This window comes from Caulobacter endophyticus (assembly GCF_029543245.1).
GTDB classification, from domain to species: domain Bacteria; phylum Pseudomonadota; class Alphaproteobacteria; order Caulobacterales; family Caulobacteraceae; genus Caulobacter; species Caulobacter endophyticus_A.
Window position 1 is genome coordinate 1 of the sequence record NZ_JARQWV010000014.1, and the last position, 26,423, is coordinate 26,423.

The following is a 26,423-nucleotide window of genomic DNA, read 5'->3' on the forward strand; positions in this document are numbered from 1 at the left end:
ACCTCCAAGGGCATCGCCGGCGTGCCGCGCGCCTCGCTCGTGGTGATCATGGCCACCCTGACCTATTTCGGCCTGCCGGAAGCCTGGATCGCCCTGGTCCTGGGCGTCGACCACCTGCTCGACATGGGCCGCTCGGCCACCAACGTCGTCGGCAACTCCGTCGCCGCCGCCGTCGTCGCCAAGTGGGAGGGCGAGTTGGAGGACATGCCGGAGGCCGAGGCCGCCAAGGCCTGACGCGCCTCACGATCGCAACAGAAAGGGCGGGACCTCACGGTCCCGCCCTTTTTCTTTTGTCCCCCACCAAACCCGCCTCCCTCGCCCTTGTGGCGAGGGCCCATGCCGGCGGCTGCTCAGATCTTGGTCGCGCTCGAAAGGTCTGAGCAGGCTGAACCATGGATCCTGGGCACAAGGCCCAGGAAGGCGAGGAAGGGGATGAGCGTGAGGGAGCCGCAGCCCCTACTTCACCGTCTTGTCCACGGTCTCGCGGGTCACGGCGTGATAGAGCGGCCGGCTCTGCGCATAGATGCGCCTGGCGATCGACTGGCCCCAGTCGCCCTGGCCCCACAGCGAGGCGAACAGCGGGGCGACGAACTTGCGGCGGCCCTGGCCGGTCAGGAACTGCTCCAGCGAGGCCACGGCCGGCTCGTAGCGGTTGGCGACGGCTAGCTGCAGCCAGGCGAAGCGGATCTCGCTGTTGCCCTGGGCCGACAAGCCGAAGGCCGTGTCGACGGCGGCCAGGCGCTCGGCCGACAGTTGCCGCGGCAGGCCGCCGACGAAGCGCACGCGCTCGGACGTGCTCCAGGCCTTCCAGGCGTCGAGCGGCGCAGCCCCGCCGGCGGCGAAGGCCTTGGCCTGGGCGTCGACGGCCTCGAAGGCCTTGGACTGGATGTGGACGGCGTTTTCCGGCAGGCCCGGCTGGTAGATCCAGCGCTGGACGTCGATCTTCTGCTCCAGCGCCTTGTCGCCCTTGAACAGGTGCGTACGCAGGTCGGCGATGAAGCCCTCGGCGGTCTGCGGCTGGAAGGCGTGGCGGTCGAAATAGCCGCGCAGATAGGCGTCCCAGCGCTCGCGGCCGACCTCCTTTTCGATGGTGCGCAGGAAGGCCGCGCCCTTCTCGTAGGGGATGTCGGTCATGCCGTCGTCGGGGTCGCGGCCGGTCAGGTCGATGTGCAGGCGGGTATCGGGACCGGTGGGACCGCCGGCCTCCTCGATGGCCTCGTGCAGGTCGGTCCAGCCCAGGTCGGCCAGCATGGCGGCCGTGTCCTTGCCGTACAGGGCCTCCATGATCCGGTTCTCGAAATAGACCGTGAAGCCCTCGTTGAGCCAGAAGTCGGCCCAGGTGGCGTTGGTCACCAGATTGCCCGACCACGAGTGCGCCAACTCGTGCGCCACCAGGCTGACCAGCGAGCGGTCGCCGGCGATCACCGTCGGGGTGGCGAAGGTCAGGCGCGGGTTCTCCATGCCGCCGAACGGGAACGACGGCGGCAGCACCAGCAGGTCGTAGCGACCCCACCGGTAGGGGCCGTAGAGCTTCTCGGCGGCCTCGACCATCTTCTCGACGTCGGCGAACTCCCAGGCCGCGGCCTTCAGGGTCGAGGGCTCGGTGTAGATGCCCGTGCGCTTGCCCAGCGGCTGGAAGGCCAGGTCGCCGATGGCGATGGCGATCAGGTAGGGCGCGACGGGCTTGTCCATCCTGAAGCGATAGGCGCGGCCGCCGCCGGCCACGGGCTCGCCGTCCGGGGTCAGTTGCTCGGCGCTCATCACCGCCTTCAGGCCTTCGGGCGCGACGATGCGGGCGGTCCAGGTCTGGCGGATACCGGGGCTGTCCTGGGTGGGAATCCAGGTGCGGTTGAGGATCGCCTGGCCCTGGCTGAACAGATAGGGCTTTTGCTTGCCCGCCGTCTGCGAGGGCGACAGCCATTGCAGGGCCGCGCCGTCGGGGGCGCTTTCATAGGCGATGACGATGCGCTTGGCGCCGTTCAGGGCCACGGTCAGCGGCGCGCCGATGTGCGGGTCTGCCGCGCCCAGGGTCCACTTCAGCGGCTGGCCCTTGGCGTTGGTGATCGACTTGACGACCAGGCCCTTGGTGTCGAGCACCACGTCCTTGGCGCCCGGCGCCAGCAGCAGGTCGAGGGCGGCCGTGCCGACCATCTTCTTGCCCGTGAAGTCGGCGGTCAGGTCGAGATCGACATGGGTGACGCGGGCGATCTTCGGCTTGGCGTAGGAGTGGATGTCCGTGGCGTCCGAGGCGGTCGACAGCGGGGCGACCATCGGCTTGGCCGGCGCGGACCCCGCCTGCGCCTGGGCCATGGCGGGAACGGCGGCGGCGCCGAGCAGCGCGGCCATCAGGACGGCGCGCGGGGTGTGCAAGATCAGGGACATGGGCAATCCGTGGAAGCGGAACTTTGCCCCCTTATTCCAGATACGGACGGCTACAGATAGTCGAGCAGGCTCATCCCGGTCTTGATCGACCCGTCGGGGCCGAACATCGACGAAAGTTTCGCCGACAGGTTCTGCGTCGCGACCATCTTCTCGTACAGCGCCGGGGTCCAGCCGACCGCCTCGCGCTCTTCGGCGCTCATCGAGACGTACTGCGAGACCAGCGTCCGTCCGAAGGCCGAGCCGTCGCCCGACTGCTGGGCCGCCTTCCAGTAGGACGACACGCCTTCGCGGTTGCGGCTGCGGATCTCGCCGGCGGCCTCCTTGGCCTCATGCTCGGAGAACTGGCCGCCCTTGTTCAGCGCGATGGCCGACAGCGAACGGTCGTCGAAGCGGGTAAAGTCGATCTTGCCGGCGTCGGGACCGACCGCCATCCCCTCCCCGGTCGCCAGGTTGTACTGGCGGTCCAGCGCCACGCGGACGTCGGCGACCACGTCGTCGATGTCGCGCGAGCGGGGGTTGGAAACGACGCCGCCGTTCTGCTTGACGTAGGCGGCGACCGGATCGTCGGCGATGCCAGTCGGCGCGGTCCCCGGCTTGGCCGTGGACTGGCGCAGGCCCTCGACCAGGGCGGCCTTTTCGTTCTGCCACTTCAGCGTGGCCTTTTCCTCAGCCCCTGCGCCCTCGTGACGGGTCAGGGCCGCCTTGTAGAGGCCGGCATAGTCGCCGGTGACCCGGGCGTCGGCCGCGGGACCGGCCAGGGCGGCGTTCTGCCCCGACTGCAATTGCAGGCTGGCGACCACCTGCTCCTCGATCGGGAAGCTTCCGCCCTGGTTCGAGGCGATGGCGTAGAGGGCCCGGCGGTCCAGGCCCGAGACGTCGATCGTCGCCTTGCCGTCCTTGAGGGCGCTGGTCGCCTTGGCGGCCGCGAGCAGGGCGTCGAGGCTCTTGCGAGCGTCGGAGACCACGGCGCCCAGGTCGCGGTTGTCGGCCTTGCCCGCCAGCGCCGCCTGGGCCTCGGCCGAGAGGGTGACGCTGACGCTGGACGCACCCGTCCTGGCGGCCTCGGCGGCCTTGGCCTGCTGCTGGGCGACGGTTCCCGTCTGGCTGTTCGTCGCGCCCGCATAGGCATAGGCGGCGGCGTAGCCCTGCGACCCGATCCTGGTCATCACGCACTCGAGCTCGATTCAACTTCGGCGAGTTGTAGCAGGCTCGATGTGATTTGAAATATTTGGAAATCAGAAGGTTGGTTGGTTAACGACCAACCGGCCTCGTCATCCCGGGCGGAGGACCGCGAAGCGGGCCGCAGACCCGGGACCCAGGGGCCAACGCAATGCGGTTGCTCCTGGGTCCCGGCTCTCCGCTTCGCCGCGGCCGGGATGACGAACCGAGGGAACTACCCCTCGTGACCCGGCTGGCGCGGAGTGGCCCAGGGGTCCGACACGTCGGCCAGCACCACCTCGATGCAGTCGACGGCCACCTTCAGGTCGCCGCCGCCGGCGAAGGTCAAGAGCACCGTGCCGCCCGGCGCCTCCTGCCCCGGCTCGAAGCCGATCGACAGCAGCTCGACCACCGCCTGCTTGGCGTCGCGGCGCAGGTTGCGGGCCTGGACGCCGGTGACGTCGCCCAGTTGCAGGGCCGAGCGCACGCGCTCGCCGCCCTTGCCCCGCTTGGCGCCCGCTTCCCAGCGGAAGCGGTTGCAGGCGAGCGTCAGGGTGCGGGCCCCGGCGTCCCAGCGGATGTCGCCGATCTTGGCCACGGCGTCCTGCAAGGCGGCCGAGACCACCTCGAGATCGGCCGGTTCCTGGGCCAGCAGGCGAAGGGGAGCGGCGGTCATGGCTTAGAGCTCCGGCTCGCCGTCGCCCTTGATGCGACGCACCTGGGCCCCGCAGGCGCCCAGCTTCTCTTCCAGGCGTTCGAAGCCGCGATCCAGGTGATAGATGCGCGACACGACGGTCTCGCCGCGCGCCACCAGGCCCGCGATCACCAGGCTGACCGACGCCCGAAGGTCGGTGGCCATCACCTCGGCGCCTTCCAGCTGGGCGACGCCGCGCACGCGGGCTTCGCCGCCGTGCACCGAGATGTCGGCGCCCAGGCGCATCAGCTCGGGGGCGTGCATGAAGCGGTTCTCGAAGATCGTCTCGCGGATGCGGCTCTCGCCGTTCGCCGTTGTCATCAGGGCCATGAACTGGGCCTGGAGGTCGGTAGCGAAACCCGGGAACGGCGCGGTTTCGAGGTCGACGGCGTTCAGGCGCGAGCCGTTGCGCTTGACGATGACGCCGTCCTCGGTGCGCACGACCGTGGCGCCGGCTTCCTCGAGCTTTACCGACAGGCTTTCGATCAGCTCCGGGCGAGCCTTGGTCAGGCGCACTTCACCGCCGGCCATGGCGGCGGCGACGGCGTAGGTGCCCATCTCGATGCGGTCGGGGATCACCGAGTGGGTCGCGCCGTTCAGGCGGGCGACGCCGGTGATCGTGACGGTGGGGGTGCCCGCGCCCTCGACCTTGGCGCCCATGGCGTTCAGGCATTCCTGCAGGTCCACCAGTTCCGGCTCGCAGGCGGCGTTCTTGATCACCGTCACGCCGTCGGCCAGCACGGCGGCCAGCATGGCGTGCTCGGTGGCGCCCACCGAGACGATCGGGAAGCTGATCTCGGCGCCCTTCAGGCCGCGCGGGGCCTGGGCGTAGACATAGCCTTCGTGCAGGTCGATCTTGGCGCCCAGGGCTTCCAGGGCCTGCAGATGCAGGTCGACAGGACGCGCGCCGATGGTGCAGCCGCCAGGCAGGGAAACCTTGGCCTGGCCCGAGCGGGCGACCAGCGGGCCCAGTACGTTGAACGAGGCGCGCATCTGGCGCACCAGGTCATAGGGCGCAAAGCCGCTGGTGATTTCCGGCGCGTGCAGGATGGTCTGCTGGCCGTCCGGGCCGTCGCTTTCGGTGACGCTGACGCCCAGGCGCGTCAGCAGCTTGCCGAGGAATCGCGTGTCGGCCAGGCGCGGCATGTTGGTCAGGCGCAGCGGCTCGTCGGTGAGCAGGCTGGCGGCCATCAGCTTGATGGCCGAGTTCTTGGCGCCGCTCACGGGGATGACCCCGTTCAGCTGCGCGCCGCCGGTGATGGCGATGCGATCCAATGAAAATCCCTCGAACGCGCGAAAAGACGTCCTTCGCGCGGGTCACATGTGAGGGCGCGGTTCTAACGCTTGCAAGGGGGCATGCAAGAGGCCGCGCCGATTCCCCTATTCGTCGCCTTGCGAGGACGATTCCGGCTTGGCCGAAGCGCTGGCGGGCGCCTTGCGACGGCGAAGGTTGGTTCGCAGGGCCTGGGCCAGGCGCGCCTCGCGATCGGCTTTTTCCTTGTCCTGGCTTGGGTTTGACGTCGGTGACCGGCTCATGTGTCCACAGGTGAATTGCGTGCGACGCTTGGTCTATACGATTTGGGCTTTGCAATCCCGGAAATCGTTGGCTATACGCCCCTCCTCGCCGCCGCCGTAGCTCAGTGGTAGAGCGCATCCTTGGTAAGGCTGAGGTCGGCAGTTCAATCCTGCCCGGCGGCACCACGGGGACCCAGATGGAAGTCTGGGTCCCCACCACACTCCAAAAAATGCGGCGAGACTTCCCAGATTTGCAGCGGCTTGCGCAGCCCTGCGATCGCGCGCACGACGCGAATGGCGAAACGGGCCAGCGCCTCTACCCAGAATAGCGACGGTGACGTAGGTTTCTTCCAGTGTTTCTTGGGGGGCCTATGAACCAGTACGGAATTAGCGACATCGAGGCTGAAGGCGCGTTCTCGACCGAGCCTTACAGCCTTTCGGATCGCCTGCTCGGGCGCATCAAGACCGCATACCGATCGGCCATCGCCACGGCGACGCCGAGCCAATCAGAGCTTTGGTCCGCCATTTCGCAAAGGTCCGCCGCCGTCCATGAGGCGCTCGTTCACGACGACCGCGACGAGGAGCTGCGGGCCCTGCTGACGGATCCGGGCAAGCACTTCCTGTTCTACGGCTTCGACAACCTCTTCAAGGACGACATCGAGCACCTGCAAAACCCGGCGGTGCGGAGCGGCCGGATCGCTCAGATAAACACCCTGCTCAGCCAACTGACCGACGCCCTCGGCTGCAGGCTCTACAATGAGGAATTCGGGGCGGGCCACTGGGCGACGTCGCTTCGCCCTCCCACCGCGCCGGCGTGCCTCGACGCCGTCCGCGAACGGGTCGGCGAAGTCCATTTCCCGAATCCCTTCCCCAGCGAGCACGGGCTGCCGACGCCCTCGGGCATCGTGACCTACCGCGCCATTCACGCGATCTATCAAGCCGTTCGCACCAAGGCGCTCTCCAATCGCTTCGGACGCAGGGTCGTCGAGGTGGGCGGCGGCCTGGGGCGGTCCGCCTTCTATTCCCAGGCTCTGGGCATCCGCGACTACACCATCATCGACCTGCCCCTGACAGGGGTTGCGCAGGCGCTGTTCCTGGCCGCGGCCCTGGGCGAGAACAGGATCACGCTGGCGGGCGAGGCGCGGGTCGAAGGCGCCGTCGCGATCCTGCCGCCGACCGCGATCGGCCGCCTCAAGTTCGACCTGCTGGTCAATGTCGACTCCGTGACCGAAATGTCCCGCGCCGAGGCCGATGGATATGCCGCCGAGGCCCGGCGGTCCTTCGCCGCGATCCTGTCTATCAATCACGAGGCGAACACCCACACGGCCGCCGAGGTGTTCGGCGTGACGATGCGGGAAACCCGGTCTCCATACTGGCTGCGCCCCGGCTACACCGAAGAGGTCTACATTCCGCCGCGCCGGCCGCTGTGGCGCTAGGACGTCCCGCGCCGTGCTTCCCGCCGACCTCCCGGCGGGCGGGAAGCATCGGTGCGAGAATCCAGGCGGCGCCTGACGCGTCCTAAAGGCTGCCCGCCTCGCCGGCCGGGACCGGCCCCTGCACGAACTCGATCAGGTTGCCCGCAAGGTCGCGGATGAAGCAGGCCGTGCCATGCGGCATCACCTTCAACCAGACGAGGTCGGCGCCCCTCGCCTTCAACTCTTCGACCAGGGCGGGCACGTCCGGCGCGACGAAGGCCACGTGCTTGACGCCGTGGGTGTGGACGTCGCGGTCGGGCACGCGGCGCTCGTCCGGCAGCGGCGCGGCCCCGGGAACCTCGAACAGCTCGATCCGCAGATCGCCGTTGGCGATCATCGCCACCTGCGCCGGAATGGTGGGGATCTCGAAACGGCGTTCGAGGGCGAAGCCCAGCACGCGGCCGTACCACTCCACCGCAGCATCCAGGTCGGGCACGCTGACGCCGCCGTGATGAAAGCCGTACCTGAAGCCGCCCATCGCAACTCGCCCCGCCTCGTCGCATGGAAAGGCCATGCGGTGGGCAAGTCTCTCTCCACGAGAGCAGATCGTCATCCGCTCCGCGCCGAGCGCCCGCACAGCGATCGACGAGGTCTCAGCCCCTCCGCGCGCCGGGCTGGCCGTCCTCGACGGCGAAACGGGCGAGGCTGGCCGTCTTCCCGTCCGGGTCGCCCTGGTCGGACACCGCGCGCAGGTCGGCCTCCAGCCGGTCGGGACGCACGTCGAGCAGCAGGTAGCCCGAACGCTCGATGTCGGCGAACTTCAGGTGCGGGTTGCGCGCCTGGGCCTGGCCGTAGCGGGCGCGAGGCGCGTGGCTGGCGGCCAGGCAGGTGGTGACCAGTTCGGTCGCCACCACCGGCGTCTCAGGCCGCTCGGGCCGGGCGTGCAGATCGGCGACGATGAAGGCGTGGACGTCGCCGCTCAGGATCACGGCGTTGCGCACGGCCGGCTGGGTCAGGCCGTCGATCAGCCGCCGGCGTGCGACGGGGTAGCCGTCCCACTGGTCGGACATCACGCCCTCCGGCGTCGCGATGGGCGCGACCGGCGTCTGCTGGGCCAAGAGCGTCCAGCGGGCGGTCTCGCGCTTGAGGCCGTCGGCCAGCCAGGCCTCCTGGGCGGCGCCCAGCATGGTGCGACCGGGCGCCTCGAGCTCCGCGCAGTCGCGGCGGGGACGGTTGCCGGCCTGGCGCGGGGCGTTGCAGGCCTGGATCGACCGGCGCTGGCGGCCGTCGAGGATCGGCAGGCCGACGAGATCGCCCCAGGCCAGGCGGCGATGCAGCCTGGGACCGTCCGGCCGCGCCCACAGGCTGGGCCGCACCGGCATGTGCTCGAAATAGGCCTGGTAGGCCGCCGCCCGCCGACGAGCGAAGACGGAGGGCTCCAGGGCCTTCAGATTGGCCAGGTCCGCATAGTCGTTCTCGACCTCGTGGTCGTCCCAGGTCACCGCCCAGGGCGTCGCCCGATGGGCCTCGCGCAGGTCGCGATCGGACTTGTAGAGGGCGTGACGGCGCCGATAGCCGGCCAGGTCCACCGGCTCGGGGCCATCGAAGGTCCGGACCTTGGGAAACTGCGCGTAGCTGTTCTCGTAGATGTAGTCGCCCAGCTGGACGACGAGGTCGGGCTCGGCGGCGACCAGGTCGCGATAGGCCGTGAACCAGCCCAGCTCGAAGTGCTGGCAAGAGGCGACCGCGATCCTGGCCCGCTGCGCCCGGCGCGGCGCGGTGACGGTGCGGCCGACCGGGCTGACCGCGCCCAGGGCCTGGAACCTGTACCAGTAGGGCCGGCCTGGACGCAGGCCCGAGATCTCCACGTGCACGGCGTGGGCCAGGCCCGGCGAGGCGGCCCGCCTGCCCCGCCGGACGATGCGGGCGAAGGCCTCGTCCTCGGCCACCTCGTAGGTCACCGGTACGGACGGAGCGTCCAGCGGCGCGCCGTGGTCGCTGAGCCGCGTCCACAGCACGAAGCCGTCGAGGCCGGGATCGCCGCTGGCGACGCCCAGCGCGAAGGGGTCGAGGCCCGCCCTGCGGTCCATCTCCAGGCCCAGCACGGCGTCGGCGCGCGCCAGGGCCAGGGCGGCCGAGGCGGCGACGAGACCGCGGCGGGTGAGACGGGACATGGCGGACCTCTCTCTTTCGCTGCGATCAGAAGTCGAACCGCGCGCCGACGCCCCAGGTGGCCGGTGCGCCGACCAGCCGGGCCGCGCCGTTCAGCTCGGGGAAATAGACCTCGTCGGTGATGTTCTTGCCGTAGGCGTAGACCGTCCAGTTCGAAGGCGTGGCCAGCTCGACCCGGGCGTTGACCAGGGTGTAGGCCTTGGCTGTGTTGCCCGGCAGGGCGTTGAGGCGGTTGCTCTCCTCGCCGTGGTGGGTGACGCCCAGGCGGCTGCGCAGTGCAAAACCGCCTTGCAGGAAGAGCTGGTGGTTCAGCGCCAGGGTGGCCGAGACGTCCGGCGCGCCCGGCAGCGGGTCGCCGACCGTCTGCAGCACGTCGGCCACGCGGTTGGAGCTGAACGACAGGATCTCGGTGTCCAGCCAGGTGGCGTTGGCGTCCAGTTGCAGGCTCTGGCGCTCGCTGCGGAACAGTTGGGCGCTGATCGCCGCCTCGAAGCCGTCGCTGCGGGCCTTGCCCACATTGGCCCGGCCGTTGGTGTCGTTGGCCAGGCGTGTGGTCGCCTGCAACTCGCTGAAACGGTAGCGGAAGGCGTCCAGCGACACCCGCAGCCGCGAGGTCGACCAGCGCAGGCCGGTCTCGTAGGCGACCACCGTCTCCGAGGCGAAGGGCTTGGTCTCGGCCACGGTGAAGATCGAGGTGCCGTCGAAGCCGCCGCCGCGATAGCCGGTTCCGGCCGAAACGAAGACATTCAGGTCGGGCGTGAACTCGTACTTGGCCGTCACCCGGCCCGAGACGTTATCGTCCTCGAAGGTTTCGTCCCACGAGAACGGGTTGGTGGTGGCGAAGGTGGTCGTGAAGGTGCTGATGCCCCACGGATTGCGGTCGACGTTCCTGCCCTTGTAGTCGGCGTCGTCGCGCGTGTAGCGCAGGCCCGCCGACAGCTGCAGCTTGTCGATCGGCCGGTAATCGACCTGGCCGAACAGCGCCATGCTGGTGCGCTTCTGCTTGTGCAGGTTGTCGTAGATGGTCAGCGCCGAATAGCTGATCCAGTTGGTGTCGAACTTGACCTCGTCGGTGACGTAGAAGGCGCCGGCGATCCAATCGACCTTGCCGCCCGTGTCGTCGGCCAGGCGCAGTTCCAGCGAGGCCTGGCTCAGCTTCTCGTCGGCGTCGAAGTACGAGGCCGGATAGGGCGAGCCGTCGCCGTTGCCCTGCACCGAGCGCGTGGAGCCCTGCCAGCCGCCGACGGCGGTGAAATTCAGGTTCTCCTTGACGCGATGGGCCAGGGTGGCCGAGCCGCCGTAGATGTCGATCTCATGGGTCGGATAGCCGCTCGAGTAGAACTCGTACGGGTCTTCGTTCTCGCCGGCGTTGGCCAGGGTGGCGTCGCGGCTGCGGGCGATGCGGTCGTACTGGCGGGTGTCGCCGCGATCACGGCTGCCGAACAGCTTGACGGTCAGGTCGGTCTCGGGCGCCAGGGAAAAGTCTATGGTGGCGCGGGCGGCGAACAGGTCCTTGTCGCCGAAGCCCTCGCGACGGCCCGGATCGGCCAGCGGCGGAACCTGGGTCTGCACCACGCCGCGCACCGACGGGCGATAGCCGGCCAGCAGGCCCGCGCCCGCGCCGTCCATGAAGCCGCCGCCGTTCTGGGCCAGCACCGCCAGGCGAACGCCGACATTGTCGCCCACCGGACCGCCGACCGAAGCCTCGAACTCGGTGTAATCGTACGAGCCGTATTCCAGCCGGGCCGAGCCCTCCACCGCCTTGCCGGGACCACGGGTGATGGCGTTGATCACGCCGGCCGTGGTGTTGCGGCCATACAGCGTGCCTTGCGGGCCTTTCAGCACCTCGACGCGGTCGAGGTCGAACAGCGGCATGCCCAGATAGGCGTTAGAGGTCTGGTAGACGCCGTCCACATGCAGGGCCACGGAAGGATTGCCGTTGGGCTTGTAGTCGTCGGCCCCGCCGATGCCGCGGATGCTGATCAGGCCGTAGTTGGTGCCCCCGAAAGCGTAGTTCACCGACAGGCCGGCGACTTCGTCGACCAGGTCCACGACGTTGGTGATCCCCCGGCGCGAGGCGTCGGCGCCGTCGACCACCGCCACGGCCATCGGCACGTCCTCGATGGCGGCCGAGCGCTTCTGGGCGGTGACCACCACCTCATCGAGATGGCTGACCTCGGGCCTGTCCTCGGCGGCGATGGTGAAGGTGCGCTCGCCGGTGGCCACGGCCTTCAGGCCGGTGCCGGCCAGCATCCGGTCCAGCGCCTCGGCCGGGGTGCGGGCGCCGGCGACGGCGGCGGCGCGCTTGCCGCGCACCAGGGCCGGCGCATACAGCACCTGAACGTCGGCCTGGCGGGCGAAGGCCGGCAGGGCCAGCTCCAGCGGCTGGCTGGCGAGGGTGAAGGCCGCCGGCGCCGCGCCTTGCGCCAGAACCGGGGACGCCGCACCGAAGGCCGCGACAGCGCAACAGGCCAGCAGGCCGCGCCGCAGCAACCGGGCGCGCGAAGAGAAGCTCGTCATCGATATCGTCCTAAACAGCCGCCGGCCCCTGACCGATCGACTCCAGGAACTGGCCCCGCGGACGAACCCTCATCCCGTCGCAGAAATTTCATGGACGGCGAGGTGGGGTGGCGCGCTCTCCCCTCCTCCCCCAACCTCCCGTCATTCCCGCCCCTGTTGTACGGACCGGGGAGATATAAGAGAGGCGCCTCAGCCCCGCTCGCCGGATCGGATCTCCCAGGTCGCATCCCCCACTTGCCGCACGCTCAGACCGAAGGCCGCCTGCATCGCGCCGGCGAATTCGCGCGCGCCGTCGTACCGGAACGAGCCCGAGACGCGGATCGCGCCCAGCTCCGGCCGGGCCAGCACAAGTTGGTCGGCGGAGTAGCGGTTGAAGGCGGCGACCACGTCGCTCAGCGCCTCGTCGTCGAACACCAGCCGGCCGCTGCGCCAGGCCGTCAGCCCGTCGACATCGGCGGCCGTCACCCGCGGCGTCGCCGCCGGTCCAGACAGCACCTGGCCCGCCGCGACCCGGCGGGCGGTCGCGCCCTCCGCGGTCGCCACCTGCAAGGCGCCCTCCTCGAGCAGGATCTGCGACCCGCCCTCGCCGAGCGTCACCTGGAAACGCCCCCCGGCGCTTTCGGCGATCTGGTCGCCGGCGGTGACGCGGAAAGGACGATCGCTCGCGCGGCGGGCCTCGAAATAGGCCTGTCCCTCGTCGAGCCGCACGGCGCGGACCTTGGAGGTGAACCTGACGCGGATTTTCGACAGCGGCGCCAGCGTCACCCGCGAACCATCGGGCAGCGGGGCTGTCAGCCGCTCGCCCACCCCGGTGCGGATCGTGGCCTGGGCCGCGCCGGCCATCATCAGGCCCGCCCCGCCGGCGCCCGCCGCCGCGATCGCCGCTCCGGCCATGCCGAACACCGCCCGCCGGCTGGGCCCGGACGCCGCCCTCAGCGCCGCCGAGCGCATGCGCAGCAGTTCGCGGTCGCCACCGGCCTCGCCCAGGACATCCCAGGCTTCTTCCACGTCATGATAGGCTCGGGCGTTGTCGGCGTCGGCCATCCAGGCGTCGAAGGCTCGCCGCTCGCCGGCCGCCATCCGATCGTCCTCGGCCTTGGCGAACCAGTCGGCGGCCGCCTCGCCGGGCTTGCGCGGACGGACCATCAGGCGTCCTCCCGCAGGGCGTCGCGCAGCACGGCCATCGAGCGGGCCAGGTGCTTTTCCACCGCGCTGACCGAGATGCGCAGGCGCGCGGCGATCTCGGCATGGCTCATGTCCTCGAAGCGGCGAAGGATCACGATCGTGCGGGCGCGCGGCGGCAGCGACTTGAGGGCCGCCCGGATGCGAGCCAGGTTCTGGCGTCCGCCCACCACCTGCTCGGCGCCGGGCAAATCATCGGCCGGATCCATCCGGTCCAGGTCGACCACGCCGCCCTCGATCCGCGCGCGGTCGCGGCGAGCCTTGTCGCGCAGCAGGTTGGCGGCCGCCTCGAACACGTAGCCGTCGACGTTCTCCAGCGCCATCAGCCCCCTGCGCCGCAGCAGCCGCACGAACAGGTCCTGGACCAGTTCCTCGCCCTCGACGCGCGAGCCGGTGCGGCGGGTGAAGTAGCTGAGCAGCGGGGCTCGAAGCCGACGGGTCAGGGCCTCGAAGCGCTCTTCGCCGGACGGCTCGAGACGCAGGCTGGAAACCGAGAGGGACATGGCCCGGCCATGCCACCGCCCGGCGACAAACGCGTGACAGACGGGCGACAGCCGCCCCCCTCACAGCTTAAGTATATCGCGCCTTTACTTCACCAAGCTGAAGCTTGCACAGCACCAAACGTAGACTTTCCGACACAGATAACTGGTTACCGATGCGCTGTCCTGACGCATTACGCGAGTCAGATGCGACCTATACACATCGATTAAGCATATCGTTTAACCACAGCTGATCGGGGGAGCGTCGATGACGTTCGACTTCGCGCGCCAAGCCATCGGCCTGGCGGCCATAGCGACCTGCTGCCTGTTCGCGACCCTCGCGGTTTCTGGCCCGGCCGCCGCCCAGGTCCTGGAGATCGGCGACGAGGGCGAGGTCACGCGCTTCGAGGGGCCGGCCGTCTATACCGATGGCTCGGTCGAGACGATCGCGCCGCCGCTGGCGCCGGTCGTGGAAGCCGGCCACGAGGAGGTCCGGCGCGAGATCGCCGCCGCGGCCGCCGCCTACGCCCTGGATCCCAATCTGGTCGAGGCCGTCGCCTGGCGCGAAAGCCGCTTCAAGCCTACCGCCCGCTCACGCAAGGGCGCCATGGGCGTCATGCAGCTGATGCCGGCCACCGCCCGCGACCTGGGCGTCGATCCTTCCGACATGGCCCAGAACGTCCGCGGCGGGGCGATGTACCTGCGCCAGATGCTCACCCGCTTCGGCGGCGACGTGAAGCTGGCCTTGGCCGCCTACAACGCCGGCCCCGGCACCGTCCTCAAGCATGGCGGCGTGCCGCCCTACGCCGAAACCCAGGCCTACGTGACCTCGATCCTCGGCCGCATGGCCGTGTCGGGCGCCGCCTTCGCCGTTCCCGCCCTTGGAGCCTCCAACTGATGCGTAAACTTGTAAGCGTCCGCGCCGCCGCCCTGGCCAGCGCCCTCCTCGCCGCCGCCGGCCAGGCCCACGCCCAGGCCGTGCAGGCCGATCCGCAGGGCTCGTCGGCCGTGCTGTCGGGCGTGATGTGGCTGCAAGGCACGCTGCTGGGCAATGTCGCCACCGCCGTGGCGGTGATGGCCGTGGCCGCCGTCGGCTTCATGATGCTGACCGGCCGGATGAACTGGCGCTATGGCGCGACCGTGATCCTGGGCTGCTTCATCCTGTTCGGCGCGACGACCATCGTCAGCGGCATCCGCACGGCGGCGGGCGCGTAAAGCCCGATGGCCGCTCCCCTCGATCGCGACGTGGTGTTCGGGGCCCTGACCCGGCCCCAGATGTTCGCCGGCGTGACCTACAGCTACTTCGTCGTCAACGGCGTGGTCACGACCGAGCTGTTCCTGATCACCAAGTCGTTCTGGGCGCTGCTGGCGGCGCTGGCAGTCCACGCGATCGGCTACGCGGCCTGCCTGCGCGAACCCCGCATCTTCGACCTGTGGCTGACCAAGGTCAGCCGCTGCCCCCGCGTTCCCAATTTCCGGGCCTGGCGATGCAACAGCTACCAACCGTGAAGCCCAAGGCGAACCGCGAGGCTTCGGCCGGCAAGCGCCTGCCCTACGCCCGCCTGCTGGACGAGCGCACGATCGAGACGCGCGACGGCCTCCTGATGCAGGTCATCCACCTGGCCGGCCTGCCGTTCGAGACGGCCGACAGCGAAACCCTGAACTATCGCAAGGCCGTGCGCGACGTGATGCTGCGGGGCCTCGCCTCCTCGCGCTTCGCCGTCTACCACCACATCATCCGCCGCGAGGCCAAGGTCGGCACCGAAGGCGATTTCGCCGACGGCTTCAGCACGCGCCTCGACGCCGAGTGGAGCGCGCGCCTTGCGGGCCGCAGGCTCTATGTCAACGACCTCTTCCTGACGATCGTGCGCCGGCCGCTGCAAGGCCAGGGCGGACTGATCGACAAGGCCCTGCGCCTGGCCAAGGGTCCGGCCCAGACCGCCGGCCAGAAGGCCCAGGACCGCCGCGAACTCGACGCCGCCCGCGACAGCCTGGTCTCGGCCCTGGCGCCCTACGGCGCGCGGGTGCTCGGCCAATACGAAGGCGCCGGCGGGACCTGCTCGGAACCGCTGGAATTCCTGTCCTGCCTCTATAACGGCGAGATGCGCCCGGTGCTGGCGCCGAAAGGCGACGTGGGCGAGTACCTGCCCTATCGCCGCGTCAGCTTCGGTCACGAGACGCTGGAGCTGTCGCGCGCCGGCGCCCTGGCGCGCAGCTTTTCCTCGATCGTCTCGGTCAAGGACTATCCCGCCCAGACCACGCCGGGCATGCTCGATGACCTGCTGCGCCTGCCGTGCGAGATGGTGGTCACCCAGAGCTTCGGCTTCGTCGACCGCCAGCCGACGCTGGACCGCATGAACCTGGCCCTGCGCCGCATGCGCGCGGCCGACGACGACGCCATCAGCGTCAAGGCCGATCTTATCCGCGCCAAGGACGACGTGGTCAGCGGCCGCGCCGCCTTCGGCGAGCATCACCTGTCGGTGCTGGTGCGCGGCGAGAGCCTCGATGGCCTCGACCAGTCGACCGCCGAGGTGATGAGCGCGTTCACCGAGATGGGCGCCATCGCCGTGCGCGAGGACGTCAACCTGGAGCCGGCCTTCTGGGCGCAGTTCCCGGGCTGCTTCAAGGACATCGCCCGCCGGGCGCTGATCTCGACGGCCAATTTCGCGGGCTTCGCCAGCGGCCACAACTTCCCGGTCGGCAAGGCCCTGGGCAACCACTGGGGTCCGGCGGTGACGCTGCTGGAGACCACCTCGGCCGGCCCGTACCACTTCAACTTCCACAAGGGCGATCTGGGCAACTTCACGATCATCGGGCCGTCGGGCTCGGGCAAGACCGTGGTGCTGAATTTCCTGCTGGCCCAGGCCCAGAAGTACGCGCCGCGTACCGTCTTCTTCGACAAGGACCGGGGGGCCGAGATCTTCCTGCGCGCCATCGGCGGCCGCTACGAGGTGCTGCGCCCCGGCCAGGCCACGGGCTTCAACCCGCTGGCCCTGGAAGACACGCCGGCCAACCGCCGCTTCGTCGCCGATTGGATCGCGCGGCTGGTTTCCCAGCCCGGCGAGACCCTGACGCCCGACGACCTGGCCGGCATCAAGGACGCCGTCGACGCCAACTACGACCAGGCGCCGCGTTTGCGTCGCCTGCGGTTCTTCGCCGAGCTGTTCAAGGGCGCGCGCCGCCCCGACGCCGCCGACATCTCCGCCCGGCTGGCGCCGTGGCACGGGACCGGCGAGCACGCCTGGCTGTTCGACAACGCCGAGGATGGCCTTGATCTGTCGGCCGCCACGCTGGGCTTCGACATGACCCAGCTGCTGGACGACCCGACCCTGCGCACGCCGGCCATGATGTACCTGTTCCACCGCGTGGAGCAGCGCCTGGACGGCCACCCGACCCTGATCGTCGTCGACGAGGGCTGGAAGGCGCTGGACGACGAGGTGTTCGTCGCCCGGATCAAGGACTGGGAAAAGACCCTGCGCAAGCGCAACGGCCTGGTCGGCTTCGCCACTCAGTCGGCCCAGGACGCTCTGGAAAGCCGCATCGCCAGCGCCATCGTCGAGCAGGCCGCCACCCAGATCTTCATGGCCAATCCCAAGGCCCAGGCGAAGGACTACTGCGACGGCTTCGGCCTGACCGAGCACGAGTTCGAGCTGGTCCGCAGCCTGCCCGACACCGCCCGCTGCTTCCTGATCAAGCACGGGACCGACAGCGTCGTGGCCCGCCTCAACCTCTCCGGCTCGCCCGAGCTGCTGACGGTGCTGTCGGGCCGCGAGAGCACGGTGCGCAAGCTCGACGCGCTGCGCGAACGCCTGGGCGACGCGCCCGAGGCCTGGATGGCCAAGCTGCTGAAGGAGGCCGCATGACCCCGCCCCTTCTTGGCTCAGGCGCCTGCCCTTCTCCTGATGCGGCCCTGGTCCAGGGCCTGATCGGCTCGGTCGACTGCCAGGTGCATGGCCTGGCCCAGGCCGGCTATGCGGCCCTGTCGGCGCCCGGATCGCCGGTCTCCACCCTGCTGACCGTGCTGATGACCCTCTATGTGGGCTTCATGGGCTATCGGCTGGTGCTGGGTCGCGGAACCCTGAGGATCGGCGACGCCACCATCGCCGCCGTGAAGCTGGCTTTGGTCGTGGCGCTGGCCACCAACTGGGCGCTGCTGGAAACCCTGGCCTACGACCTGCTGTTCAAGGCCCCGACCGAGGTCGGCGCGCTGCTGCTGGGCCAGCTGGACGCCGGCCCCGGCAAGCTCGATCCCTTCGTGCGCCTGCAGTTTGCGTTCGACGCCCTGCAGGACGCCGCCCAGCATTTCGCCACCCGGGCCGGCGCCCGCGACGCGGCCCTGCAGGGCGGCCCCGGCTTCGCGGCCTTCGCCGCCAATGTCGGCGGCCTCGTCATGCTGCTGACCAGCCTCGGCGTCGTCCTGGCCTGCAAGGTGGTGCTGTCGGTGCTTCTGGCCCTGGCGCCGATCGTCGCCGGCCTCCTGCTGTTCGAGACCACGCGCGGCCTGGTTGAAGGCTGGCTGAAGGCGATGATCGCCCTCTCCGTCCTGCCCATGATCGCCACCCTGGCCCTGTCGCTGGAACTGGCGATGATGGCCCCGTCCCTGAAGGCCCTGGCGGCCATGAAGGACGTCCAGCAGTTCGCCGAGCTCGACATGGGTCCGGCGATCATCGTGCTGGTGCTGAGCCTCGTTTTCGCCGCCGTGCTGGTCGCCGCCGCCATAGCGGTGTGCGTGATCGCCGCCGGCCTGCGCCTGCCGCGCGAGCGCCAGATCGGCCAGGACGTCTCGCCCATCGCTGCGTCCGGCGTCTCGACCGCCGCGCCGCTGGAGCCGCCGTCGCGCGCCGCCCACGTGGCCGCCGCCGCCGTCAGCCTGGCCCGACGCGAAGAGCAGGCCGCCAGCGCCGCCGCAGCGTCCTCGCCCGTCGGCCCGCGCCGCCTGGTGGTGGTGTCCGACCGCACCGAGGCCACGCCCACGGCCGGCTCGACCACCACCTCGGCCGTCGCTGTCCCGCTGGGCGCCAGCTATCGCCGCCCGGCCTCGCCCCGCCTCGCCGCCTCCGGAGCCCGGAGAGACCAGTGACCCCGCTTACCTGTTCCGGAGTTTCGCCCGTGAAGCGCCCGCTTCTGGCCCTGTCGCTCGCCTGTGCGCTAGCTACGCCGGCCCTGGCACAGACCGCCCCTGCGCCGGCCGTCGCGGCCGACCCACGCATCCGCACCCTGCCCTATGATCCCGACCAGGTTTACCGCCTGAGCGGCGTGATGGGCTTCCAGACCATGCTGGAGTTCGCCCCCGACGAGCGGATCGAGAACGTCTCGATCGGCGACGCCTTGGGCTGGCAGATCACGCCCAACAAGCGCGCCACCCTGCTGTTCCTCAAGCCCGTGGACCGCGCCCCGGCCACCAACATGACCGTCGTCACCGACCGTCGCCGCTACGTCTTCGAGCTGTCGGTGTCGCCCGGCTCGGCCGACGCGGCCTATGTGGTGCGCTTCCGCTATCCGGCGGTTCCGGTCGAGATCGCCGCCCCGGCCGCCAAGCCGGCGACCGCAGAGCCGCCGCGCAACAACGCCTATACCATCAAGGGTTCGGCCGCCCTGGCCCCGGCCCAGGTGTTCGACGACGGCCGCGCCACCTACTTCGCCTGGCCTAGCCAAGCCGAGCTGCCGGCGATCTTCGTCATCGGCGCCGACGGTTCCGAGGGCCTGGCCAACGCCGTGGTCAAGGACGGCTACCTGGTCGTCGACCAGCTGGCCCCGCGCTTCGTGCTGCGCAGCGACAAGGCCAGCGCCACCGTCGTCAACGCCGCCTGGCAAGGTCCGGGGAAGGTTCAGGGGAAGGCCCGATGAGCCAGGACATCGACCCGCGCCTGTCGCCCCAGGTCCAGGACGACCTGGCCGCCGCCGACGCCCAGGCCCGCCCCGTGGTCGCCAAGGGCGGCGGGGTCTCCAACCTCGCCATCATGACCGGCTTCGGCGTGTTCGGCGTGGCCGTGTTCGCCTGGCTGTCGAGCCATCGCGCCGACGCCAGCCAGCGTCCGCAGGCCGCCCCGCCCGCCGCCGCCCAGCCTGCGCCCGTGGCCAAGCTCGCCCAGATGCAGGGACCGCTCTACGCCGTGCCCGCGCCGCAGTTCACGGTCGACAACAGCGCCCCGGCTGAGCCCGCCCCGCCGCCGGCGCCCGCCTACGCCCCGCCGCCGCCCGCCGCGGTCTTCGCCGGCCCCGCGGACGATTCCGGCCGCCGCCGCGCGCCGACCCTGGTCGTCGACCTCAGCGACCGGGGCCAGCCCGCCGCCAAGCCCGCCCCCGGCAGCCCCGCGGCCGTCGCCGGCGAAGCCACGCGCGTGGCCGCCCTCAATCCCGACGAGCGCTTCGCCGACCGCGTCGGCCTCGACGAGGCCGCGCCCGCCAAGGCCAGCGCCATGCAGGACCTCGACGCCGTGATCCCGCAAGGCGCGGTGATCCCGGCGGTGATGGAGACGGCGATCAATTCCGACCTGCCGGGCCTGGCCCGCGCCATGGTCACCCGCGACGTGAAAAGCTTCGACGGCTCCACTGTGCTGATCCCGCGCGGCAGCCGCGTCATCGGCCAGTACAAGTCGGGCCTGGCCCTGGGCGCCAGCCGCGTCTTCGTGATCTGGACCCGGGTGATCCGGCCCGACGGCGTGTCGGTGCAGATCGGCTCGCCGGCCGCCGACCCGCTGGGCCGGGGCGGCCTGGAGGGCAAGGTCGACCGTCACTTCTTCACCCGTTTCGGCGGCTCGATCCTGACCTCGGTGCTCAGCGCCGGCGTCGCGGCGGTCAGCAACAGCCGGGCCAATTCGCAGATCTATATCGGCTCGATGTCCGAGGCGGCCAACCTCGCCAACGCCGCCAAGGGGACCAACACCTCGCCGACCATCAAGACGCCGCAGGGCGCGCCGGTGACCATCTTCGTGGCCCGCGACCTCGACTTCTCCGGCGTGCGGGGCCTCAAATGACCCATCACGCCCCGATGGGGGTCTATCTGGAGGCCTATCTGGCGCCGCTGGCGCCGTGGCTGGCCGATCCGGCGGTGACCGACCTCTACATCAACCGGCCCGGCGAGCTGTGGGTCGAGCGGCTGGGCGGCGCGGTCGCGCCCGTCGCTGTGCCCGAGCTAGACGAGACCAACCTCTGGCGGCTGGCCCGCCAGGTGGCGGCGCTGGCCCACCAGGGCGTCAGCCGCGAGCATCCCCTGCTGTCGGCCGTACTGCCCGATGGCGCGCGGGTGCAGGTGGTGGCCCCGCCCGCCACCCGCGGCGGGATCGTCATGGCGGTCCGCAAACACGTGGTCTCGGACCTGTCGCTGAGCGACTACGCCCGCGCCGGCGCCTTCGACCAGGCGACGGCGCCGCAAGCCCGCCCGGACACGGCGCTGCGCGCCCGGCTCGACGCCGGCGACGTGCACGGCTTCCTGTCGGGCGCCGTGCAGGCGGGCAAGAACATCGTCGTCAGCGGCGGCACCTCGACCGGCAAGACCACCTTCCTCAACGCCCTCTTGAAGGAAGTTCCGCTCGACCAGCGCCTGGTCCTGATCGAGGACGCGCCCGAGATCCGTCTCGTCCATCCCAACGCGGTCGGCCTGGTGGCCGCGCGCGGCGAGCAGGGGCAGGCCCGGGTCGGGACCGAGGACCTCTTGCAGGCCAGCCTGCGCCTGCGGCCCGACCGGATCATCCTGGGCGAGCTGCGCGGGGCCGAGGCCTTCAGCTTCCTGCGCGCCGTCTCCAGCGGCCATCCGGGCTCGATGACCACCGTCCACGCCGACGACCCGCGCGGCGCCGTCGAGCAACTGGCCCTGATGGCCCTGCAGGCCGGCGCCAACCTGCGACGCCAGGACGTGGTCGACCATGTCGAGCGCGTCGTCGACGTCTTCGTACAGCTTCACCGACAAGGCGGCGTCCGCGCCGTCCGGGAGATCGTCTTCATCGACCGATAGAGACGGCCCGCTCCACCCTTTCCTTTGTTTTCGCGTTCAGCGCGCCCGCACCGCGGGCGTGATCGGGGACTTCTGCGCCATGCGTATCAAACTTCTAGCTTCGGGGTCCGGGATCGGCCTGGCCCTTCTTCTTTCGGCCTGCGGCGGCGGTGGAAACGGCGGCGGCGGTGGATCGCCCGCGCCCCAGGGCGGCGGCACGACCCCCACCGCTCCGCCCCCGCCGGTAGTGATCTCGGCCGCCGAGGCCTCGCGCCTGGCCAAGCAGGCGAGCTTTGGACCCACGCCGGAGCTGATCGACCAGATCGTCGTCGCCAAGAACGCCGGCGCCTGGATCGACCAGCAGTTCGCGCTGAACGCCAGCACCTACGCCGACATCGCCGGCAAGCCGGTGGCGACCAATTTCTGCTCGGCCCAGAACCTGACCGGCACGGATCTGAGCAACTGCAACCGCGACAACTTCGGCGCCCTGCCGATGGCCATGCGGTTCTATTCGAACGCCATGGGCAAGGACGACCAGCTGCGCCAGCGCACCGCCTTCGCCCTGTCGCAGATCGTGGTGGCGTCCGACCTCGAGGTGCACACCACCGCGGGCCTGGCGACCTTCAACCAGATCCTGCTGGGCAACGCCTTCGGCAACTACAAGGACATCCTGCGCGAGGTGACCCTGAACCCGTTCATGGGCAACTTCCTCGACATGGTCGACAGCAACAAGTCGGCCCCCAACGAGAACTACGCCCGCGAGCTGATGCAGCTGTTCTCGGTCGGCACGGTGATGCTGAACATGGACGGCACGCCCAAGACCGGCGCCGACGGCGCGGTGATCGCCACCTATTCCAACGCCGAGGTCAAGGAGCTGGCCCGGGCGCTGACCGGCTGGACCTACGCCCGCCTCGACGGCGCGCCGATCACCGACTACGTCAAGGTCGACTACACCAAGCCGATGATCGTCAACGCCGCCCGGTTCGACACCGGCGCCAAGACCTTCCTGAACGTGACGATCCCGGCCGGCGCCACCCAGCAGCAGAACGTCGACACGGTGGTCGACACTGTCTTCAACCACCCCAACACCCCGCCGTTCATCTCCAAGCGGCTGATCCAGCAGTTGACCCTGGCCAATCCCTCGCCGGCCTATGTGGGCCGGGTCGCGGCCGTGTTCGCCGACAACGGCGCGGGCGTGCGCGGCGACATGAAGGCGGTGATCAAGGCGATCCTCACCGACAGCGAGGCGCGCGGCTCGGCCGCCACGCCCGGCAAGGTCAAGGAGCCGGTGCTGTTCCTGACGGGCCTGGCCCGCGGCATGGGCCTGAAGTCCGACGGCTACGCCTTCTACTACCGCGACAACGGCCTGGGGCAGATGCCCTTCCGCGCCCCGTCGGTGTTCAACTTCTATCCGTACGACTTCCCGCTGCCGCTGGGCTCGGGCGAGTTCAGCCCGGCCAGCAAGCTGATGACCACCTCGACCATGGTCGCCCGTCACAACCTGGCCTGGGACTGGACCATGGGCGGCGAGGCCACCCGCACCGAGTTCAAGACGCAGCCGACCATCCCCGGCTCGGTTCCCGTGGAACTGCCCTGGGCCCAGTGGGAGGCCCTGGCCGCCGACGAGGGCAAGATGCTCGAGCGCATCGATCTGGTCTTCCTCAACGGGACCATGACCTCGGCCCAGCGCAGCGCGCTGTCCTCGGCCATGGCCGCCGTCAAGAACACCGACCCCGCCGTCCAGGCGCGCAAGCGGGCGCAGGTCGCCCTCTACATCGTCGCCTCTTCCCCTCACTTCCAGGTCGATCGCTGAGCCATGACCCTTTCCCGCCGTGATTTCGGCCGGCTGCTCGCCGGCGCTTCCGCCACCGCCGCCCTCGCCCAGATCGGGGTCTCGGCGGCCATCGCCGACACCTCCAGCTATCGGGCCATGGTCGGCATCTTCCTGTTCGGCGGCAACGACGCCTGGAACATGGTCGTGCCCACCGACGAGCGATACGCCGACTACGCCGCCAAGCGCGCGTCGATCGCCGTCAAGCAGGAGGCCCTCATGCCCCTGACCGGCACGGCCTTCGGCCTGCACCCGGCCATGGCTCCGCTGAAGAGCGCCTGGGACGAGGGCGCGCTCAGCGTCGTGCTCAACACCGGCACGCTGTTCCAGCCGCTGACCAAGACCATCTATCAGAGCCGCCCCGACCTGCGCCCGCTGAACCTGATGTCCCACGAGGACCAGCAGAACGAGTGGCAGGGCATGCGGATGCGCGAGAAGAACCTCGACGGGTTCATGGGCCGCATCCTCGACCGCGCCGAGGCGGCCGAGATCCCGCCGCTGGTCTCGATCGCCGGCTCGCAACTGGCCCTGCTGGGCAGCCGCAAGTCGCCGCTGATCCTGCCCTCCAGCGGCGGCATCTCGCGCGCCGGCTACAACGCCGCCAGCACCGACGCGGCGGTGATCGCCCGCCAGCAGGCGCTGAACGCGTTCTCGGACGCCTCGGCCTTCGGAGCGGTGACCGACTTCACCGGTCGCGGCATGTCGTCGGCCTACGCCCAGGCGGCGACGGCCAACACCATCGTCACCTCGACGACTTCTGTGGTGGACCAGTACTTCAAGAACCCGAACACGGGCGCGACCCTGACCAGCGAGATCTCGCGCCAGCTGCTGCGGGCGGCGCGGATGATCGAGGCCCGCAACACCCTGGGCCACGCCAAGCAGACCTTCTTCGTCAGCCAGGGCGGGTACGACACCCACAACGGCCAGGCCGCCTCGCACAACAGCCTGTACGCCGACCTCGCCATGGCCCTGGCCGGCTTCTACGCGGCCATGAAGGCGCTGGGCGTGGCCAACAACGTCACGGCCTTCACGATGTCGGACTTCGGCCGGGTCTACAAACCCAACGCCAATGCCGGCACCGACCACGCCTGGGGCTCCAACCACCTGGTGCTGGGCTCGGCCCTGGCCTCGCGCAAGGTCCACGGCCGCTATCCCGACACCACCTACGGCGGGGCCGAGGACGCCTATAACGACGGCCGCTGGATCCCCAGCATCGCCGTCGAGGAATATGTCGGCGCCATCGCCCAGTGGTACGGCGTCTCGCCCGCCGACATGCCGTACGTCTTCCCCAACTGGGCGACCTGGAACGGCGGCGGGCGCGGGCCGGTGCCGCTGTTCGGGTAGGAGGCGCCCGTTCCTCCCCCGCCTGCGGGGGAGGGGGACCACGAAGTGGTGGAGGGGGCGAGACTGGGCGCCGCGCTCCGTCACTCGCCCCCTCCGTCACGCTGCGTATCCGCAGCGCGCCACCTCCCCCGTTTTACGGGGGAGGAGCAAAGGCCAGCTCCGCCAGCCCCTGCTCGCGCGACACCACCGGCGCATAGCCCAGCGCCGCACGGGCCTTGGCGATGCTCACCGTCACCTCGACGGCCGAGGTGGCGTAGACTTGACGGCTCAGCGGCCCCTTGATCCGGCCGCCGCTGATCGCCGCCAGGGCGTCGCCGACGCCGGCGATGGTCTTCAGCAGGCCGCGCGGCACGGTCTTGTCCGGCGCGGTCAGCCCTTGCGTGGCCAGCAGGCGCGTGGCGAAGGCGCGGAACTCCACCGGCTCGCCGTCGGTGATGAAATAGGCCTGCCCGCCGGCGCCGTTCCTCAGCGTCAGGACCACGCCCTCGCACAGATTGGCCACGTGGGTCGTCGAGGTACGGTAGCGGCCGCCGTCGATCCAGGCGAAGGCGCCCGAGCGCACGGCGTCGGCCAGCTGCGGCAGGGCCGTGGTGTCGTCCCGCCCCCAGACGAAGCGCGGTCGCACGGCCATGACCTCGAAACCCGGCTCGCTCATCGCCAGCGCCAGGCGCTCGGCCTGCGCCTTGCTCTTCGAATAGGCCCCGGCCGGACGGCGGGGATAGGGATGGCCCTCGGTCGCCCCGACCAGAGGCGCGCCGTCCAGCAGCACCGACTCGGTGCTGATCAGCACCGTGCGCGACACGCCCGCCGCCCTGGCGGCGACCAGCACCGCGCGGGTTCCCTCGACATTGATCCGCGCAAGCCTGGCTTCGACGCCGGCCCCGTGGTCGGTGTCGGCGGCCGCGTGGACCAGGGCGTCGCAGCCGGCCATGGCCTGCGTCAGGCGCGGATCGAAGAGGTCGCCCTCGAAGGGTTCGGCGCCCAGGTCGCGGACGGTCTCGACGGCGGCCGTGCTGCGGGCCAGCGCCACTACCTGCACGCCGTCGGCGACAAGGCGGCGGATCAGGTTGCGGCCGACATAGCCGCTGCCCCCGGTGAGGAACAGGCGCGCGGGCGCGCGCCCGCCGGCGGCGGGTTCGTTGAAGCTCATGGTCTCAAGTCCTTGGGGTGGGGGTCTTCAGGTCGTCTTCGGCGACGGCAGGGGCGCCGCGTCGTCGGGGTTTGCGGTCACCAGCCAGTTGATCTCGCGCAGGATCCGGGTGCGCTCCTCGACCGGCCAGGCGTGGTAGTCCAGCGCCTCGAGCAGCTTCAGCCCCTCAAGCGCCAGATAGGCCAGCTGCGCGCCGCGCGGGCTGGCGGCGTCGGCGGTCAGGGCGGCGATGACCGTCTTCTGGTTCTCCTGGATGCGGCCGCGCAGGCCCGCGTCCTGGGCCAGGGCGGCGCAAAGGTTCAGGGCCACGGCGCGGAAGTCGTCCGGCAAGGGCGTCGCCGCCGCCAGGATCCGGCCGCGGATCACCGCGTCGCCCTGCCCGTCCAGGCTGTCGGTCATGGCGGTGTTGAAGGCGTTGTCGCGCGCCACGGCCCGCTCGACCACGGCGTCGATCAGCGCCGCCTTGGTCTTGAAGTCGTACAGCACCGTGGCCTTACCGATGCCGGCCTGCTCGGCCACCGCGTCCAGCGTCAGGCGCGCGGCCCCGTCGCGGGCGACCACCGCCTCGGCGGCGTCGAGCACCGCGTCACGATCGACGATCCGCTTACGACCCATCACCATCTCCATTTATAACCGACTGGTCGGATA

23 protein-coding genes, 1 tRNA gene and 1 pseudogene are annotated in these 26,423 nt (G+C 70.3%); 13 read left to right on the forward strand and 12 right to left on the reverse strand.

All coding sequences use genetic code 11. The features are described from left to right. Window positions 1-234 (forward strand): cation:dicarboxylate symporter family transporter (locus P7A99_RS14285; protein ID WP_277794493.1); only part of this gene is annotated, 234 nt, incomplete at its 5' end. 222 nt (window positions 235-456) lie between these two features. On the opposite strand, the gene P7A99_RS14290 is transcribed toward P7A99_RS14285, so the two are convergent. The 5 genes and pseudogenes from P7A99_RS14290 to murA all read right to left on the reverse strand — a co-directional run bounded on the left by P7A99_RS14290 (window position 457) and on the right by murA (window position 5,509). After that, window positions 457-2,382 (reverse strand): M1 family metallopeptidase, encoded by a 1,926-nt coding sequence (locus P7A99_RS14290; RefSeq protein WP_277794494.1) that lies wholly within the window; start codon window positions 2,380-2,382, stop codon window positions 457-459. A gap of 50 nt (window positions 2,383-2,432) precedes the next feature. Further along, complete coding sequence (locus P7A99_RS14295; RefSeq protein WP_277794495.1) at window positions 2,433-3,548, reverse strand: hypothetical protein; 1,116 nt, start codon at window positions 3,546-3,548, stop codon at window positions 2,433-2,435. Window positions 3,549-3,653: 105 nt separating this feature from the next. Beyond that, window positions 3,654-3,770, reverse strand: a pseudogene (locus P7A99_RS14300) (hypothetical protein); the annotation flags it as partial. Window positions 3,771-3,775: 5 nt separating this feature from the next. Continuing rightward, window positions 3,776-4,216, reverse strand: a complete 441-nt coding sequence (locus P7A99_RS14305) for a DUF2948 family protein (RefSeq protein WP_277794496.1) — start codon at window positions 4,214-4,216, stop codon at window positions 3,776-3,778. 3 nt (window positions 4,217-4,219) lie between these two features. After that, on the reverse strand, window positions 4,220-5,509 hold the full coding sequence (gene murA, locus P7A99_RS14310) for a UDP-N-acetylglucosamine 1-carboxyvinyltransferase (protein WP_277794497.1): 1,290 nt from the start codon (window positions 5,507-5,509) through the stop codon (window positions 4,220-4,222). Window positions 5,510-5,860: 351 nt separating this feature from the next. On the opposite strand from murA, the gene P7A99_RS14315 reads away from it, so the two are divergent. Beyond that, window positions 5,861-5,935: transfer RNA gene (locus P7A99_RS14315), tRNA-Thr, on the forward strand. Between the two features lie 185 nt (window positions 5,936-6,120). Next, window positions 6,121-7,185, forward strand: a complete 1,065-nt coding sequence (locus tag P7A99_RS14320) for a hypothetical protein (protein WP_277794498.1) — start codon at window positions 6,121-6,123, stop codon at window positions 7,183-7,185. A gap of 82 nt (window positions 7,186-7,267) precedes the next feature. On the opposite strand, the gene P7A99_RS14325 is transcribed toward P7A99_RS14320, so the two are convergent. From P7A99_RS14325 to P7A99_RS14345, 5 genes are all read right to left on the reverse strand, one after another. Continuing rightward, on the reverse strand, window positions 7,268-7,702 hold the full coding sequence (locus P7A99_RS14325) for a VOC family protein (protein ID WP_277794499.1): 435 nt from the start codon (window positions 7,700-7,702) through the stop codon (window positions 7,268-7,270). A gap of 115 nt (window positions 7,703-7,817) precedes the next feature. Then, a complete protein-coding gene (locus P7A99_RS14330) occupies window positions 7,818-9,338 on the reverse strand; it encodes an alkaline phosphatase D family protein (protein ID WP_277794500.1) in 1,521 nt (506 codons plus the stop codon). Window positions 9,339-9,363: 25 nt separating this feature from the next. After that, window positions 9,364-11,856, reverse strand: coding sequence for a TonB-dependent receptor domain-containing protein (locus P7A99_RS14335; RefSeq protein WP_277794501.1), 2,493 nt, complete (start codon window positions 11,854-11,856; stop codon window positions 9,364-9,366). A gap of 189 nt (window positions 11,857-12,045) precedes the next feature. Continuing rightward, window positions 12,046-13,002 (reverse strand): FecR family protein, encoded by a 957-nt coding sequence (locus P7A99_RS14340; RefSeq protein ID WP_277794502.1) that lies wholly within the window; start codon window positions 13,000-13,002, stop codon window positions 12,046-12,048. Continuing rightward, window positions 13,002-13,541 (reverse strand): RNA polymerase sigma factor, encoded by a 540-nt coding sequence (locus tag P7A99_RS14345; RefSeq protein ID WP_277794503.1) that lies wholly within the window; start codon window positions 13,539-13,541, stop codon window positions 13,002-13,004. The genes P7A99_RS14340 and P7A99_RS14345 overlap by 1 nt, the downstream gene beginning before the upstream one ends. A gap of 244 nt (window positions 13,542-13,785) precedes the next feature. On the opposite strand from P7A99_RS14345, the gene P7A99_RS14350 reads away from it, so the two are divergent. The 10 genes from P7A99_RS14350 (at window position 13,786) to P7A99_RS14395 (ending at window position 24,625) form a co-directional block, all read left to right on the forward strand. After that, on the forward strand, window positions 13,786-14,415 hold the full coding sequence (locus P7A99_RS14350) for a lytic transglycosylase domain-containing protein (RefSeq protein WP_277794504.1): 630 nt from the start codon (window positions 13,786-13,788) through the stop codon (window positions 14,413-14,415). After that, a complete protein-coding gene (locus P7A99_RS14355) occupies window positions 14,415-14,732 on the forward strand; it encodes a TrbC/VirB2 family protein (protein ID WP_277794505.1) in 318 nt (105 codons plus the stop codon). The genes P7A99_RS14350 and P7A99_RS14355 overlap by 1 nt, the downstream gene beginning before the upstream one ends. Before the next feature lie 6 nt (window positions 14,733-14,738). After that, complete coding sequence (locus P7A99_RS14360) at window positions 14,739-15,026, forward strand: type IV secretion system protein VirB3 (RefSeq protein WP_277794506.1); 288 nt, start codon at window positions 14,739-14,741, stop codon at window positions 15,024-15,026. Beyond that, window positions 15,005-17,380: a VirB4 family type IV secretion/conjugal transfer ATPase gene (locus tag P7A99_RS14365; RefSeq protein WP_277794507.1), complete on the forward strand. Its 2,376-nt coding sequence runs from the start codon at window positions 15,005-15,007 to the stop codon at window positions 17,378-17,380. The genes P7A99_RS14360 and P7A99_RS14365 overlap by 22 nt, the downstream gene beginning before the upstream one ends. Next, window positions 17,377-18,597: a type IV secretion system protein gene (locus tag P7A99_RS14370; RefSeq protein ID WP_277794508.1), complete on the forward strand. Its 1,221-nt coding sequence runs from the start codon at window positions 17,377-17,379 to the stop codon at window positions 18,595-18,597. The genes P7A99_RS14365 and P7A99_RS14370 overlap by 4 nt, the downstream gene beginning before the upstream one ends. A gap of 29 nt (window positions 18,598-18,626) precedes the next feature. Continuing rightward, window positions 18,627-19,364 (forward strand): TrbG/VirB9 family P-type conjugative transfer protein, encoded by a 738-nt coding sequence (locus P7A99_RS14375; RefSeq protein ID WP_277794509.1) that lies wholly within the window; start codon window positions 18,627-18,629, stop codon window positions 19,362-19,364. Then, window positions 19,361-20,494, forward strand: a complete 1,134-nt coding sequence (locus tag P7A99_RS14380; protein ID WP_277794510.1) for a TrbI/VirB10 family protein — start codon at window positions 19,361-19,363, stop codon at window positions 20,492-20,494. Before P7A99_RS14375 ends, P7A99_RS14380 begins: the two co-directional genes overlap by 4 nt. Further along, window positions 20,491-21,471, forward strand: coding sequence for a P-type DNA transfer ATPase VirB11 (virB11, locus tag P7A99_RS14385; RefSeq protein ID WP_277794511.1), 981 nt, complete (start codon window positions 20,491-20,493; stop codon window positions 21,469-21,471). The genes P7A99_RS14380 and virB11 overlap by 4 nt, the downstream gene beginning before the upstream one ends. A 79-nt stretch (window positions 21,472-21,550) precedes the next feature. Next, complete coding sequence (locus P7A99_RS14390) at window positions 21,551-23,263, forward strand: DUF1800 domain-containing protein (protein ID WP_277794512.1); 1,713 nt, start codon at window positions 21,551-21,553, stop codon at window positions 23,261-23,263. Window positions 23,264-23,266: 3 nt separating this feature from the next. Next, window positions 23,267-24,625 carry a DUF1501 domain-containing protein gene (locus P7A99_RS14395; protein WP_277794513.1) on the forward strand — a complete coding sequence of 453 codons (1,359 nt, stop codon included), beginning with the start codon at window positions 23,267-23,269 and terminating at the stop codon, window positions 24,623-24,625. Window positions 24,626-24,758: 133 nt separating this feature from the next. Here the strand turns inward: P7A99_RS14395 and P7A99_RS14405 are convergent, their stop codons facing one another. Together P7A99_RS14405 and P7A99_RS14410 are read right to left on the reverse strand one after the other, a co-directional pair. Continuing rightward, window positions 24,759-25,775: an NAD-dependent epimerase/dehydratase family protein gene (locus tag P7A99_RS14405; RefSeq protein WP_277794514.1), complete on the reverse strand. Its 1,017-nt coding sequence runs from the start codon at window positions 25,773-25,775 to the stop codon at window positions 24,759-24,761. 27 nt (window positions 25,776-25,802) lie between these two features. Beyond that, on the reverse strand, window positions 25,803-26,390 hold the full coding sequence (locus tag P7A99_RS14410; protein ID WP_277794515.1) for a TetR/AcrR family transcriptional regulator: 588 nt from the start codon (window positions 26,388-26,390) through the stop codon (window positions 25,803-25,805). Window positions 26,391-26,423: the final 33 nt, after the last annotated feature.